Consider the following 15,396-nt stretch of genomic DNA (forward strand, 5'->3'; position numbering starts at 1 on the left):
CCGCTAAAACCACAAAGGAGGAAAAAGTAATGGTAAAACGCAGTAAAAGAATGCAAGAACTTGCAAAATTAATTGATAAAACTAAATTATATCCAGTAGAAGAAGCTGTTGCATTAGCTCAAAAAACAAGCAATGTTAAATTTGATGCAACAGTAGAAGTAGCTTTCCGTTTAAATATTGATACTCGTAAAAATGACCAACAAATCCGTGGAGCAGTTGTGCTTCCAAACGGAACAGGTAAAACTCAACGTGTATTAGTATTTGCAAAAGGTGAAAAATTAAAAGAAGCTGAAGCTGCTGGAGCAGACTATGTAGGCGATGTAGACTACATCAACAAAATCCAACAAGGTTGGTTTGAGTTTGATGTAATCGTAGCTACACCTGATATGATGGGTGAGGTTGGTAAATTAGGTCGTATTTTAGGTCCAAAAGGATTAATGCCAAACCCTAAAACAGGAACAGTTACTTTCGATGTTGCGAAAGCAATCCAAGAAATTAAAGCTGGTAAAGTAGAATACCGCGCTGATAAAGCTGGTATCGTTCACGCTCCTATCGGTAAAGTATCTTTCGAAACAGAAAAATTAGTAGAAAACTTCTTAGCTGTATTCGAAGCAATTCAAAAAGCAAAACCTGCTGCAGCTAAAGGTACTTACATGAAATCTGTAAACATCACTACTACAATGGGGCCATCAATTAAAATTGACGCTTCTAGCGTAGTGATTAAATAATAAATAAAGATAGAATAAAACTATTGACATTCATCCTATTCGTTAGTATTATGGATGATGTTCTGAATATAGTGATCCATTTGTACCGTAGACAGTAGGGGTGCTCTTTGCACTTAAACTTCCCTACCGAGGACATAAAATCGGATTCTTTTTTAAGATGATGACTTTTTATGCCTTCGTGTGTCTACACGAAGGCTTTTGTTTTATCGGTATGAATGACCCATTCTAATAGGAGGTGTCAAAATGTCTAAGGCAATTGAAGCAAAAAAAGTACAAGTACAAGAGATTGCAGACAAATTTAAAAATTCTGCTTCTGTAGTGCTTGTTGATTACCGCGGTTTAAACGTAGCTCAAGTTACTGAATTGCGTAAACAACTTCGTGAAGCTGGCGTAGAATTTAAAGTTTATAAAAACACTTTAACTCGCCGTGCTGTTGAAGAAGTTGGACTAGAAGGACTTAATGAATATTTAACAGGTCCAAATGCGATCGCTTTCTCTACAGAAGATGTTGTAGCACCAGCTAAAATCCTTAACAACTTCGCAAAAGAAAACGATGCATTAGAAATTAAAGCGGGTGTTATTGAAGGAAACGTTGCTACAGTTGAAGAGGTTAAAGCTCTTGCTGACCTTCCATCTCGCGAAGGTTTACTTTCAATGTTACTATCTGTACTTCAAGCTCCAATCCGCAACTTCGCTCTTGCAACAAAAGCTGTTGCAGAACAAAAAGAAGAACAAGGTGCGTAATTTATCGCTTAAACCAATATTTCGAATACAGGCAAATAGCCTAACAAAAATACCTATATAGGAGGAATATGGAATGACTAAAGAACAAATTATTGAAGCTATTAAAGAAATGACAGTTCTTGAATTAAACGATTTAGTAAAAGCTATCGAAGAAGAATTCGGCGTAACTGCTGCTGCTCCAGTTGCAGTTGTAGGTGGTGCTGCTGCAGGTGCTGCTGCAGAAGAAAAATCTGAATTCGATGTAGTATTAGCTAACGCTGGAGATCAAAAAATCAAAGTTATCAAAGTTGTACGCGAACTTACTGGCCTTGGCTTAAAAGAAGCAAAAGAATTAGTTGACAACACTCCAAAACCACTTAAAGAAGGCGTTTCTAAAGAAGAAGCTGAAGAAATGAAAGCTAAACTTGAAGAAGTTGGCGCTTCTGTAGAACTTAAGTAATAATTGCTTAAGTATCGTTTATACCAAAAAATAAAAAGCTCGTCCTATTTGGCGAGCTTTTCTTCATTTATTTAGGGAGGCCACTCAAATGACTGAACATTATTATTCACGAAAGCCTCAAACGGAAAGTAAACCTCAACAATGGCAGTTTACTTTATTAGGACACTCATTTTTATTTGAAACAGATACAGGAGTGTTTAGTAAAAGCGAAGTAGATTTTGGATCCCGTTTGTTAATTGATACATTTAACATGCCCGATGTAGAAGGAATTGTTTTAGACGTTGGTTGTGGCTACGGTCCAATCGGGTTAGCGATAGCAAAGCAATATCCAGAGCGAACAGTATATATGATGGATATTAATGAGCGAGCACTTCAATTAGCTAGAAAGAATGCAGAATTGAACGGAATCCAAAATGTGCGTATTTATGAAAGTGACGGTGTATATGTGGATGAGGAAGTCCAAGTTGCTGCTGTGTTAACGAACCCGCCAATTCGAGCTGGGAAAGAGACGGTTTTTAAAATCTATGACGGGGCTTATCAGCATTTGTGTACAAGTGGAGAGCTTTGGGTTGTGATTCAGAAGAAACAAGGAGCACCATCTACGTTAAAGTATTTGGAAGAAAAGTTTCGGTCAGTGGAAATTGTCGAGAAGAAAAAGGGATATTGGATTATCAAAGCTGAAAAATAAAACGAATTCCCATTAAATATTGACTTGACAAATCGGCTATGATAACATAATAAAATGCAAAAATATTATTTTTTGGGAGTATGCCCTTTTGTATGCAATGATTTTTATATGGGTATACTTGCCATGAATAAGTTAAGTTTAACCGAAAATGAGGTTTTGAAAAAGTCTCGTTTTCTTTTTGTCTTTGGAAAATCATACACTATTTATTTGATTTTGCAAAGACCTATTATCGCTTTATTGAGGGGTGAATAAGTTGACAGGTCAACTAGTTCAGTACGGACGACACCGCCAGCGTAGAAGCTTTGCGCGTATTAAAGAGGTGCTGGAGCTTCCGAATTTAATAGAGATTCAAACAGCCTCTTACGACTGGTTCCTTAAAGAAGGATTGCTTGAAATGTTTAAAGAAATTTCCCCTATTGAGGATTTCACAGGCAATCTTTCACTAGAATTCATCGACTATTCTTTAGGAGAACCAAAATATGATGTCGATGAATGTAAGGAGCGCGATGTAACTTATGCAGCACCATTGCGCGTAAAGGTACGTCTTCATAACAAAGAAACGGATGAAGTTAAAGAACAAGATGTCTTTATGGGGGACTTCCCATTAATGACAGAAACAGGCACTTTTATTATTAACGGTGCCGAGCGTGTAATTGTATCCCAATTGGTACGTTCACCAAGCGTATATTATCACGATAAAACGGACAAAAACGGCAAAAAAGGCTTCGGTGCAACAGTCATTCCAAACCGTGGTGCATGGCTGGAGTTTGAAACGGATGCAAAAGATATTATCTATGTTCGCATCGATCGCACACGTAAATTGCCTGCAACAGTGCTTCTAAGAGCGTTAGGCTTTGGTTCAGACCAAGAAATTATCGATATTATCGGTGATAATGAGTATTTGAGAAATACGCTTGAGAAAGATAATACAGATAGCACTGAAAAGGCGCTATTAGAAATCTATGAACGCCTTCGTCCAGGTGAACCACCGACAGTTGAAAGTGCAAAAAGCTTGCTATATTCCCGCTTCTTCGATGCTAAACGCTATGATTTAGCAGCCGTTGGGCGTTATAAAATGAATAAAAAGCTTCACATAAAAAATCGTCTATTTAATCAAAAAATCGCAGAAACGTTAGTAGATCCTGAAACAGGAGAAATTATTGTTGAAAAAGATACAATTCTTGACCGACGTACGTTAGATAAAATTATTCCTTATTTAGAGAAGGGTGTTGGATTCCGTACATTATCTCAAGTAGGTGGTGTATTGGATGAAGATATTACAATCCAATCCATTAAAATATATGCTCCTAATGACGAAGATGGAAAAATCATCAATGTCATTTCCAATGCTTACGTTGATGAAGAGGTAAAACATTTAACTCCTGCGGATATTATCGCGTCATTATCCTACTTCTTCAACTTACTTTATGGTGTAGGAAATGTTGATGACATCGACCATTTAGGAAATCGTCGTTTACGCTCTGTTGGTGAGTTGTTGCAAAACCAATTCCGTATTGGACTATCGCGTATGGAACGAGTTGTGCGTGAGCGCATGTCAATTAATGACACAGCGTCAATCGTACCACAACAATTGATTAATATTCGTCCAGTTATTGCATCAATAAAAGAGTTCTTTGGTAGCTCTCAATTATCGCAATTCATGGACCAAACAAATCCACTAGCAGAATTGACGCATAAACGCCGCCTTTCCGCTTTAGGACCTGGTGGTTTGACGAGAGAACGTGCTGGTATGGAAGTGCGGGACGTTCACTACTCGCACTATGGCCGCATGTGTCCTATTGAAACACCAGAGGGTCCAAACATCGGTCTAATTAACTCATTATCAACTTATGCGAAAGTGAATAAGTTTGGTTTTATTGAAACACCTTATCGTCGTGTTGATCCTGAAACAGGCCGAGTGACAGACCAAATTGACTACTTAACAGCCGATGAGGAAGACAACTACATCGTAGCTCAGGCAAACTCACCGTTAAATCCAGACGGAACTTTTGCCAACGAGGAAGTTTTAGGTCGATTCCGTGGAGACAACACAGTATTCAAAAGAGAATTAGTTGACTACATGGACGTATCACCTAAACAAGTCGTATCTGCTGCGACAGCATGTATCCCATTCTTAGAAAACGACGACTCTAACCGTGCATTAATGGGTGCAAACATGCAACGTCAAGCAGTACCATTAATTCAACCAGAGGCTCCGTATGTAGGGACAGGAATGGAATACGTAAACGCTCGGGACTCTGGTGCTGCTGTAGTTAATAAGTATGAAGGAATCGTTGAACATGTTGAATCGCGTGAAATCCATGTTCGTCGAATTGAAATTAGAGATGGAAAAGAAGTAAAAGGCGAACTGGATAAATATAAGCTTCAAAAATTCCAGCGTTCCAACCATGGAACTTGTATTAATCAACGCCCAATCGTTAAAGTTGGGGATCGCGTAAAACCAAAAGATATTCTTGCAGATGGACCTTCCATGGATAAAGGCGAACTTGCTCTAGGTCGCAACGTTCTTGTTGCTTTCATGACTTGGGAAGGTTTCAACTACGAAGACGCGATTATTATGAACGAACGTCTTGTAAAAGATGATATTTATACATCCATTCATATTGAAGAATATGAATCTGAATCTCGAGATACTAAACTAGGCCCAGAAGAAATTACTCGCGATATACCAAATGTCGGTGAAGATGCGCTACGTAATCTTGATGATCGCGGTATCGTTCGAATTGGTGCTGAAGTACGTGACGGTGATATTTTAGTAGGTAAAGTAACACCAAAAGGAGTTACGGAATTAACTGCTGAAGAACGCTTACTTCATGCCATTTTCGGTGAAAAGGCTCGTGAAGTTCGAGATACGTCATTACGTGTACCACATGGAGCAGGTGGAATCGTCCTCGATGTTAAAGTGTTTAATCGAGAAGACGGTGATGAATTACCACCTGGAGTAAACCAATTAGTGCGTGTTTATATTGTTCAAAAACGTAAAATTCGCGTCGGTGACAAAATGGCCGGTCGTCACGGTAACAAAGGGGTAATTTCCCGTATTTTACCTGAAGAAGATATGCCATTTTTACCGGATGGAACTCCAATTGATATCATGTTAAACCCATTAGGCGTACCATCTCGTATGAACATCGGACAAGTGTTAGAGTTACACTTAGGTATGGCTGCACACTTATTAGGCGAATACATGGCGACACCTGTATTCGATGGTGCGAACGAAGAAGATGTTTGGAATACGATGGAAGAAGCCGGAATGAATAGAGACGGTAAAACAATTCTTTATGATGGACGTACAGGAGAACCGTTTGATAACCGAGTATCAGTTGGTATCATGTATATGATCAAATTGGCGCACATGGTTGACGATAAACTTCATGCCCGTTCAACAGGTCCATATTCACTTGTAACGCAACAACCATTAGGTGGTAAAGCACAATTTGGTGGTCAACGTTTCGGTGAGATGGAGGTTTGGGCACTTGAAGCGTATGGTGCAGCATATACACTACAAGAACTATTGACAATCAAATCAGACGACGTTGTAGGACGTGTGAAAACATATGAAGCGATTGTAAAAGGTGAAAGTGTTCCAGAACCAGGCGTGCCAGAAAGCTTCAAAGTATTAATTAAAGAACTTCAATCACTAGGATTAGATGTGAAAATGCTTACTGTAGACGAAGAAGAGATTGAACTGAGAGATATGGATGATGATGACGATCTACAACCAGCTGATGCCCTAAACATCTTGCCAACTAAAGAAGAAAAACCTGTTGAAACTCAAAATTAATCTACATGCGGGCAGGTAGACGCCTGCCCGATTCTTCATTAAACTTTCTGATTCTGAATCTTAATTAATGGAATGTCAAAAGGACTTATAACTAAAGGGAGGTAGGCTCCTTGGTTGACGTAAATGAATTCGAATTTATGAAAATTGGTTTAGCTTCACCGGATAAAATTCGTTCTTGGTCCTATGGGGAAGTAAAAAAACCTGAGACAATTAACTATCGTACATTAAAACCTGAGAAAGATGGTCTTTTCTGCGAACGCATATTTGGTCCGACGAAAGACTGGGAATGTCACTGTGGAAAATACAAACGCGTTCGATATAAAGGTGTAGTATGTGACCGATGTGGTGTAGAAGTAACGCGAGCAAAAGTTCGACGTGAACGTATGGGACACATCGAACTTGCGGCGCCAGTTTCACACATTTGGTACTTTAAAGGAATTCCAAGCCGTATGGGGCTCATTCTTGATATGTCTCCAAGGGCATTGGAAGAAGTAATTTATTTTGCTTCTTATGTAGTAATCGATCCTGGCGTTACAAACTTAGAGAAGAAACAACTTTTATCTGAAAAAGAATATCGTACTTGCCGTGAAAAGTTTGGTAATAGCTTTGAAGCAGGAATGGGTGCAGAAGCTATCAAAAAACTTCTAGAGCAAATTGACCTAGAGGAAGAAGCAAATAAATTAAAAGAAGAATTAAAAACAGCTCAAGGTCAACGTCGCACACGAGCAATTAAACGCCTTGAAGTCATTGAATCATTCCGCAGTTCTGGAAATAGACCAGAGTGGATGGTATTAGAGGTGCTTCCGGTTATTCCACCAGAGCTTCGACCAATGGTACAGCTGGATGGTGGCCGATTCGCAACATCTGACTTAAACGATTTATATCGTCGTGTTATTAACCGTAACAATCGTTTAAAACGCCTTTTAGATTTAGGGGCTCCTAGCATTATTGTTCAAAACGAAAAACGCATGTTGCAAGAAGCGGTAGATGCATTGATTGATAATGGACGTAGAGGTCGTCCTGTAACGGGACCGGGTAATCGACCATTAAAATCCTTGTCACACATGTTAAAAGGTAAACAAGGACGTTTCCGTCAAAACTTGCTTGGTAAACGTGTAGACTATTCTGGTCGTTCCGTTATCGTCGTTGGTCCAACGTTAAAAATGTATCAATGTGGTCTACCTAAAGAAATGGCGATTGAATTATTTAAGCCTTTTGTAATGAAAGAGTTAGTTGAAAGAGGTTTGGCTCACAACATTAAGAGCGCAAAACGCAAAATTGAACGTATGCACAACGAAGTATGGGATGTGCTTGAAGACGTAATTAAAGAACATCCAGTGTTACTTAACCGTGCCCCAACGCTACACAGATTGGGAATTCAAGCGTTCGAACCAACATTAGTTGAAGGTCGTGCAATACGTCTACACCCACTTGTATGTACAGCTTATAATGCTGACTTCGATGGTGACCAAATGGCGGTTCACGTGCCGTTATCAGCAGAAGCTCAAGCAGAAGCTCGTTTACTGATGCTTGCTGCACAAAACATCCTAAATCCAAAAGACGGTAAGCCGGTTGTAACACCTTCCCAAGACATGGTATTAGGAAACTACTATTTAACTCTTGAGCGCAAAGGTGCTCGTGGAGAAGGTTCTGTATTCTCTAGTCCAGATGAAGTGTTAATAGCTTACCAAAACGGTAATGTGCACCTGCATAGCCGAATTGCCGTAAAAGCAAGCTCTTTAAACAATAAAACATTTACGGAAGAGCAAAATAAAAAATTCTTGATTACAACAGTAGGTAAAATTATCTTTAATGAAATTTTGCCAGAGTCTTTCCCATACATTAATGAACCAACATCTTACAACTTGGAAGTAGCTACACCAGATAAATACTTTGTCAGCTTAACAATCGATGATGAACTACTAAAAGAACTAGAAGCTTCAGAAGAATATAATCAACTATCTGAACAAGAAAAAATCGAATATCAGCGTAAAGCGGTATTGAAAAAATACATTGAGGATCAAGAGTTGATTACTCCATTCCGTAAAAAATTCTTAGGAAGCATTATTGCGGAAGTATTCAAGCGATTCCATATTACAGAGACATCCAAAATGCTAGACCGCATGAAAGATTTAGGATTTAAATATTCAACGCGTGCGGGTATTACAGTAAGTATTTCAGATATCGTTGTATTACCTGAAAAAGGTGAAATTTTAGATAAAGCTCAGAAAAAAGTTGATAAAGTAATGCAACAATTCCGTCGCGGTTTAATTACAGAAGAAGAACGTTATGACCGAGTAATCTCAAGCTGGTCTGAAGCAAAAGATGAAATCCAAGCAAAACTAATGAACTCTTTACCAAGATTGAATCCGATCTTCATGATGAGTGACTCCGGTGCCCGTGGTAACGCATCGAACTTCACTCAGCTTGCAGGTATGCGTGGACTCATGGCCAACCCAGCTGGTCGTATTATCGAACTTCCAATTAAATCTTCATTCCGTGAAGGTTTAAGCGTATTGGAATACTTCATTTCAACACACGGTGCACGTAAAGGTCTTGCGGATACTGCGTTAAAAACTGCGGACTCTGGTTATTTAACTCGCCGTCTTGTTGACGTTGCACAAGACGTGATTATTCGTGAAGAAGATTGCGGTACAGACCGTGGATTAACTATTGGTGCGTTAATGGATGGTACTGAAGTAATTGAAACGCTTGAAGAACGTATTGTTGGACGCTATGCTAAGAAAACAATTCGTCATCCTGAAACTGGCGAAATAATCTTAGAGCGAGACAATTTAATTACGCAAGATATCGCTCGAAAAATTATTGATGCTGGTATTGAAAAAGTATCAATCCGTTCAGCATTCACATGTAATACAAAACATGGTGTATGTAAAAAATGTTATGGTATCAACTTAGCAACTGGTGAAGAGGTTGAAGTGGGAGAAGCGGTTGGAATTATCGCTGCTCAATCAATCGGTGAACCAGGTACACAGTTAACGATGCGTACATTCCACACTGGTGGGGTTGCTGGTAACGACATTACGCAAGGTCTTCCACGTATTCAGGAGATCTTCGAGGCGCGTAATCCAAAAGGTCAGGCTCTTATTTCGGAAATTAAAGGTGTCGTTACTGAAGTTGAAGAAAGTCGTGACGGCTTAAGAGAAATTACTGTTGTTGGTGAAATTGAAACTCGTAAATATCAAGCTCCTTACAATGCACGATTGAAAGTTGCTGTAGGTGACGAAGTAGAACAAGGTCAAATTCTAACTGACGGTTCAATTGATCCAAAACAATTATTAAAAGTCAAAGACGTAGCAACGGTACAAGAATATTTATTAAAAGAAGTTCAAAAAGTATACCGTATGCAAGGGGTAGAAATCGGGGACAAACACATCGAAGTAATGGTACGTCAAATGCTTCGAAAAGTTCGTGTAATCGAAGCTGGAGATACAGACTTACTTCCTGGAACACTCCTCGATGTTCACCAATTCACAGAAGCAAATAAAGAAGCGATTATGAATGGTAAGGTACCTGCAACATGTCGTCCAGTTATCCTTGGAATTACGAAAGCTTCTCTTGAAACAGAATCATTCTTATCTGCTGCATCATTCCAAGAAACAACTCGTGTATTAACAGATGCTGCAATTAAAGGTAAGCGAGATCCGCTACTCGGATTGAAAGAGAACGTAATCCTAGGAAAACTTGTTCCAGCGGGTACAGGAATGCAAAGATATCGTCAAATCAAGATCAAAGAAGAGCCTGTTAGCGCTCTAGAAGAATTAACATCAGCCGAATAATTCGGAAAACATTTCAGTGAAAATACAAGAGCTTGAGTCTCCGAAGTTGTAAACAAACATTATGCGACGGGGAGGCTCAAGCCATTTTCACTGGATGAATTATGCAATAAATTCATTAATCCGTTTACTTGCTCTGTTTCTATACTTATCAAAAAATTTTTTAACTCAATTACAAAAAAAATTGACAGATTGAAATGATAATGATAATATACTTAGGGTTGATAGTAACTGTCTGTACTTCGGAGGATATTGTCAATGTCTTATGAAAAAGTTAAACAGGCAAGTAAAACAATCATTGGTACAAAGCAAGCAGTAAAAGCAATAAAAGCTGGCCGAGTAAAAGAGCTCATTGTAGCACAAGATGCAGAAGAGAGAATAACAGAACCAGTTATTGCCCTTGCAAAGGAAAATGGAATTCCGGTAGATTTTGTGGAATCAAGAAAAGAGCTTGGCAAAGCGTGCGGAATCCAAGTTGGAGCTGCAGTTGTTGCGATTGCTGCGGAGTAGTTTTTGTGGAAAAACACAAAAGCTTTGTTTTTACCCTAAAAATGAACCACCTGGATATGTGGTATTAAAAAACGATAACATGAAGGGAGGAAAAACCGATGCCTACAATTAACCAATTGGTACGTAAGCCTCGTAAATCTAAAATTACTAAATCAAAATCACCTGCGTTAAACAAAGGTTACAATAGCTTTAAAAAGTCTCTTACAAACGTTAATTCACCTCAAAAACGCGGAGTATGTACACGTGTTGGTACAATGACACCGAAAAAACCAAACTCAGCGTTACGTAAATATGCACGTGTTCGTTTAACAAACCAAATCGAGGTTACAGCTTACATTCCTGGTGAAGGTCACAACTTACAAGAACACAGCGTTGTATTAATTCGCGGTGGACGTGTAAAAGACTTACCAGGGGTACGTTACCACATCATTCGCGGTGCGCTTGACACTGCAGGTGTAAACGGCCGTATGCAATCACGCTCTTTATACGGTACGAAAAAACCAAAAGAGAAAAAATAATAAAAATTAGTAATACTCGTTGAAAGGAGGAAAACACATGCCTCGTAAAGGTCCTGTTTCCAAACGTGACGTGTTACCTGATCCGATTTACAATTCAAAATTAGTAACACGTTTAATTAATAAAATCATGATTGACGGTAAAAAAGGTACAGCGCAAAAAATTCTTTACAGTGCGTTCGATATTGTAAAAGAACGTTCAGGCAAAGATCCATTAGAAGTGTTTGAAGAAGCATTAAATAATGTAATGCCAGTTCTTGAGGTACGTGCTCGCCGTGTTGGTGGTTCTAACTATCAAGTACCGGTTGAAGTTCGTCCAGACCGTCGTATTACTCTAGGTCTTCGCTACCTAGTGAACTACGCTCGTCTTCGCGGTGAAAAAACAATGGAAGAGCGCTTAGCTAACGAAATCCTAGATGCAGCAAACAACACTGGTGCTGCAGTGAAAAAACGCGAAGATATGCATAAAATGGCAGAAGCAAACAAAGCCTTTGCACACTATCGTTGGTAATCTAAATTTTGTACTAGCTTTTTGCTAGTACAAAATTTAAATATAACACTTTTTTAGTCTAAACCCAATTTGGAAGGAGACAATTCCCTATGAAACGCGAATTCTCTCTAGAGAATACACGTAATATTGGGATCATGGCTCATATTGATGCTGGTAAAACAACAACAACTGAGCGTATCCTTTATTACACTGGTAAGATTCACAAAGTCGGTGAAACTCACGAAGGTGCCTCTCAAATGGACTGGATGGAGCAAGAGCAAGAACGTGGTATTACAATCACTTCTGCTGCTACAACGGCTCAGTGGAAAGGTCACCGCATTAACGTCATCGACACTCCGGGACACGTGGACTTCACTGTAGAGGTTGAACGTTCATTACGTGTACTTGACGGTGCAGTTACAGTACTAGATGCTCAATCTGGTGTTGAACCACAAACTGAAACTGTATGGCGCCAAGCTACAACATATGGAGTTCCTCGTATCGTATTTGTTAACAAAATGGACAAAACTGGTGCCGACTTCTTATACTCAGTAAATACTTTACATGATCGTCTTCAAGCGAATGCGCATCCAATTCAATTACCTATTGGTGCGGAAGATCAATTTAAAGGTATTATTGACTTGGTTGAAATGAATGCGACATTCTACGGTAACGACGAAGGTACAGATGTTACTGTAGGAGAAATTCCAGAAGAATACAAAGCACAAGCTGAAGAATACCGTGAAAAATTAATTGAAGCAGTAGCTGAACTTGATGAAGAATTAATGGAAAAATACTTCTCTGGTGAAGAAATTACAGTAGAAGAATTAAAAGCTGCAATCCGTAAAGCAACAATTGCGGTACAATTCTACCCTGTACTTTGCGGTACTGCGTTCAAACATAAAGGTGTTCGTAAAATGCTTGATGCAGTAATCGACTACTTACCTTCACCACTCGATATTCCTGCTATTAAGGGTATCGTGCCAAAAACTGAAGAAGAAACTGAGCGTCATGCAAGTGACGAAGAGCCATTCTCAGCATTGGCATTCAAAGTTATGACTGACCCATATGTAGGTAAGTTAACATTCTTCCGTGTGTATTCAGGTATTCTAGATTCTGGTTCATACGTTCTTAACTCTACAAAAGGTAAACGTGAACGTATTGGACGTCTTCTACAAATGCACGCAAATCACCGTGAAGAAATTTCAAAAGTATTCGCAGGGGATATTGCTGCAGCAGTAGGTTTAAAAGATACAGTAACTGGTGACACACTTTGTGATGAGAAAAACCCAGTTATCTTAGAATCAATGGAATTCCCAGAACCAGTTATTTCGGTTGCTATTGAACCAAAATCAAAAGCAGACCAAGATAAAATGAGTACAGCTCTTGGAAAACTTCAAGAGGAAGACCCAACATTCCGTGCTCATACTGACCAAGAAACAGGTCAAACAATCATCTCTGGTATGGGTGAGCTTCACCTTGATATCATTGTTGACCGTTTAAGACGTGAATTCAAAGTGGAAGCTAACGTAGGTGCTCCACAAGTTTCATATCGTGAAACATTCCGTACAACTGCTCAAGTTGAAGGTAAATTCGTTCGCCAATCTGGTGGTCGTGGTCAATACGGTCACGTTTGGATCGAATTCTCTCCAAATGAAGAAGGAGCAGGCTTTGAATTTGAAAACGCGATTGTCGGTGGGGTAGTACCTCGTGAATATATCCCAGCTGTAGAAGCAGGTTTAAAAGACGCTATGGAAAATGGTGTACTAGCTGGATACCCAGTGATTGACATCAAAGCGAAATTATTCGATGGTTCTTACCACGATGTTGACTCTAACGAAATGGCGTTCAAAATCGCTGCATCCATGGCACTTAAAAATGCTGCAGCAAAATGTAACCCTGTATTACTTGAACCAATAATGAAAGTTGAAGTTGTAATACCAGAAGAATATCTAGGCGATATCATGGGTCACGTAACTGCACGTCGCGGTCGTGTTGAAGGTATGGAAGCACGCGGTAACGCACAAGTGGTTCGTGCTATGGTTCCACTTGCTGAGATGTTCGGATATGCAACTACATTACGTTCTGCTACTCAAGGTCGCGGTGTATTCTCAATGGTATTTGACCACTATGAAGAAGTACCAAAATCAATTGCAGAAGAAATTATCAAAAAAAATAAAGGTGAATAATAATTGAAATCTCACCTTTAATCAAGTATAAATAATTTGTAAGCTATGATTGTTTGACAAGAAAGTAATTTCTTGTCAGCAGTTGTAAAAATAAAAAATACAAGTAATAGGAGGCTTTCTCTAATGGCTAAAGAAAAATTTGATCGTTCAAAACCACACGTTAACATTGGTACAATTGGTCACGTTGACCATGGTAAAACTACTTTAACTGCTGCTATCGCAACAGTTCTTGCGAAAAAAAATGGTGGTGAAGCTAAATCTTACGACCAAATCGACAACGCACCAGAAGAAAAAGAACGTGGTATCACAATCAACACTTCTCACGTTGAATATGAAACTGAAAAACGCCACTATGCACACGTAGACTGCCCAGGACACGCTGACTACGTTAAAAACATGATCACTGGTGCTGCTCAAATGGACGGCGGTATCTTAGTAGTATCTGCAGCTGACGGTCCAATGCCACAAACTCGTGAGCACATCTTACTTTCTCGTCAAGTAGGTGTACCATACTTAGTAGTATTCTTAAACAAATGTGACATGGTTGACGACGAAGAATTATTAGAATTAGTAGAAATGGAAGTTCGTGACTTACTTTCAGAATATGACTTCCCAGGCGACGAAGTTCCTGTAATTAAAGGTTCTGCTCTTAAAGCTCTTGAAGGAGATGCTGAGTGGGAAGCAAAAATCGTTGAATTAATGGATGCAGTTGACGAATACATTCCAACTCCACAACGTGAAACTGATAAACCATTCATGATGCCAGTAGAGGACGTATTCTCTATCACTGGTCGTGGTACAGTTGCTACTGGTCGTGTAGAACGCGGTCAAGTTAAAGTTGGTGACGAAGTAGAAATCATCGGTTTAGCTGATGAGCCAACAAAAACAACTGTAACAGGTATCGAAATGTTCCGTAAATTACTTGACTATGCTGAAGCTGGTGACAACATCGGTGCTTTATTACGTGGTATTTCACGTGACGAAGTTCAACGCGGTCAAGTATTAGCAAAACCAGGCTCAATTACACCACACACAGCTTTCAAAGCACAAGTTTACGTATTATCTAAAGAAGAAGGTGGACGCCATACTCCATTCTTCTCTAACTATCGTCCACAATTCTACTTCCGTACTACAGACGTAACTGGTGTAATCACTTTACCAGAAGGTGTAGAAATGGTTATGCCTGGCGATAACATCGAAATGACTGTAGAATTAATCTCTCCTATCGCGATTGAAGAAGGTACTAAATTCTCTATCCGTGAGGGTGGACGTACTGTAGGAGCAGGTTCTGTATCTGAAATCATTAAATAATAAACGTAAATAGCTTACGATTGAACCATCTTGTAGTTTATCTACAAGATGGTTTTTTTAGTGCGCCTGGCATGGGTGTAATCTATAGGGTGTAAGTCCCGAACTGTGAAGGCAGAAGTAACAGTTAGCTTAACGCAAGGGTGTCCGTGGTGACGCGGAATCTGAAGGAAGCGAGCGGCA

The 15,396-nt window shown here is 39.4% G+C and carries 11 protein-coding genes and 1 other annotated feature; all 11 genes read left to right on the plus strand.

What is annotated here, in order from left to right:
- Positions 1-29: 29 nt before the first annotated feature.
- The 11 genes from rplA (at position 30) to tuf (ending at position 15,216) form a co-directional block, all read left to right on the plus strand.
- Positions 30-728, plus strand: coding sequence for a 50S ribosomal protein L1 (rplA, locus tag HF990_RS06920; protein ID WP_016838542.1), 699 nt, complete (start codon positions 30-32; stop codon positions 726-728).
- 67 nt (positions 729-795) lie between these two features.
- Positions 796-939: a sequence feature (ribosomal protein L10 leader region), on the plus strand.
- Positions 940-971: 32 nt separating this feature from the next.
- Positions 972-1,472: a 50S ribosomal protein L10 gene (gene rplJ, locus HF990_RS06925; protein ID WP_016838543.1), complete on the plus strand. Its 501-nt coding sequence runs from the start codon at positions 972-974 to the stop codon at positions 1,470-1,472.
- A gap of 73 nt (positions 1,473-1,545) precedes the next feature.
- Entirely contained in the window at positions 1,546-1,911 is a 366-nt protein-coding gene (gene rplL, locus HF990_RS06930) for a 50S ribosomal protein L7/L12 (protein ID WP_016838544.1), read from the plus strand.
- 88 nt (positions 1,912-1,999) lie between these two features.
- On the plus strand, positions 2,000-2,599 hold the full coding sequence (locus tag HF990_RS06935; protein WP_016838545.1) for a class I SAM-dependent methyltransferase: 600 nt from the start codon (positions 2,000-2,002) through the stop codon (positions 2,597-2,599).
- 244 nt (positions 2,600-2,843) lie between these two features.
- On the plus strand, positions 2,844-6,404 hold the full coding sequence (rpoB, locus tag HF990_RS06940) for a DNA-directed RNA polymerase subunit beta (RefSeq protein WP_184656226.1): 3,561 nt from the start codon (positions 2,844-2,846) through the stop codon (positions 6,402-6,404).
- 110 nt (positions 6,405-6,514) lie between these two features.
- Positions 6,515-10,204, plus strand: coding sequence for a DNA-directed RNA polymerase subunit beta' (rpoC, locus tag HF990_RS06945; RefSeq protein WP_016838547.1), 3,690 nt, complete (start codon positions 6,515-6,517; stop codon positions 10,202-10,204).
- Between the two features lie 255 nt (positions 10,205-10,459).
- A complete protein-coding gene (locus HF990_RS06950; RefSeq protein WP_168412263.1) occupies positions 10,460-10,711 on the plus strand; it encodes a 50S ribosomal protein L7ae-like protein in 252 nt (83 codons plus the stop codon).
- Positions 10,712-10,809: 98 nt separating this feature from the next.
- A complete protein-coding gene (gene rpsL, locus HF990_RS06955) occupies positions 10,810-11,229 on the plus strand; it encodes a 30S ribosomal protein S12 (RefSeq protein WP_016838549.1) in 420 nt (139 codons plus the stop codon).
- Positions 11,230-11,266: 37 nt separating this feature from the next.
- On the plus strand, positions 11,267-11,737 hold the full coding sequence (rpsG, locus tag HF990_RS06960) for a 30S ribosomal protein S7 (protein WP_016838550.1): 471 nt from the start codon (positions 11,267-11,269) through the stop codon (positions 11,735-11,737).
- An 89-nt stretch (positions 11,738-11,826) separates the two neighbouring features.
- A complete protein-coding gene (gene fusA / locus HF990_RS06965) occupies positions 11,827-13,905 on the plus strand; it encodes an elongation factor G (RefSeq protein WP_016838551.1) in 2,079 nt (692 codons plus the stop codon).
- Between the two features lie 123 nt (positions 13,906-14,028).
- On the plus strand, positions 14,029-15,216 hold the full coding sequence (tuf, locus tag HF990_RS06970; RefSeq protein ID WP_168412264.1) for an elongation factor Tu: 1,188 nt from the start codon (positions 14,029-14,031) through the stop codon (positions 15,214-15,216).
- Positions 15,217-15,396 lie beyond the last annotated feature (180 nt).

It is taken from the genome of Ureibacillus thermosphaericus (genome assembly GCF_012396605.1).
Taxonomy (GTDB): domain Bacteria; phylum Bacillota; class Bacilli; order Bacillales_A; family Planococcaceae; genus Ureibacillus; species Ureibacillus thermosphaericus.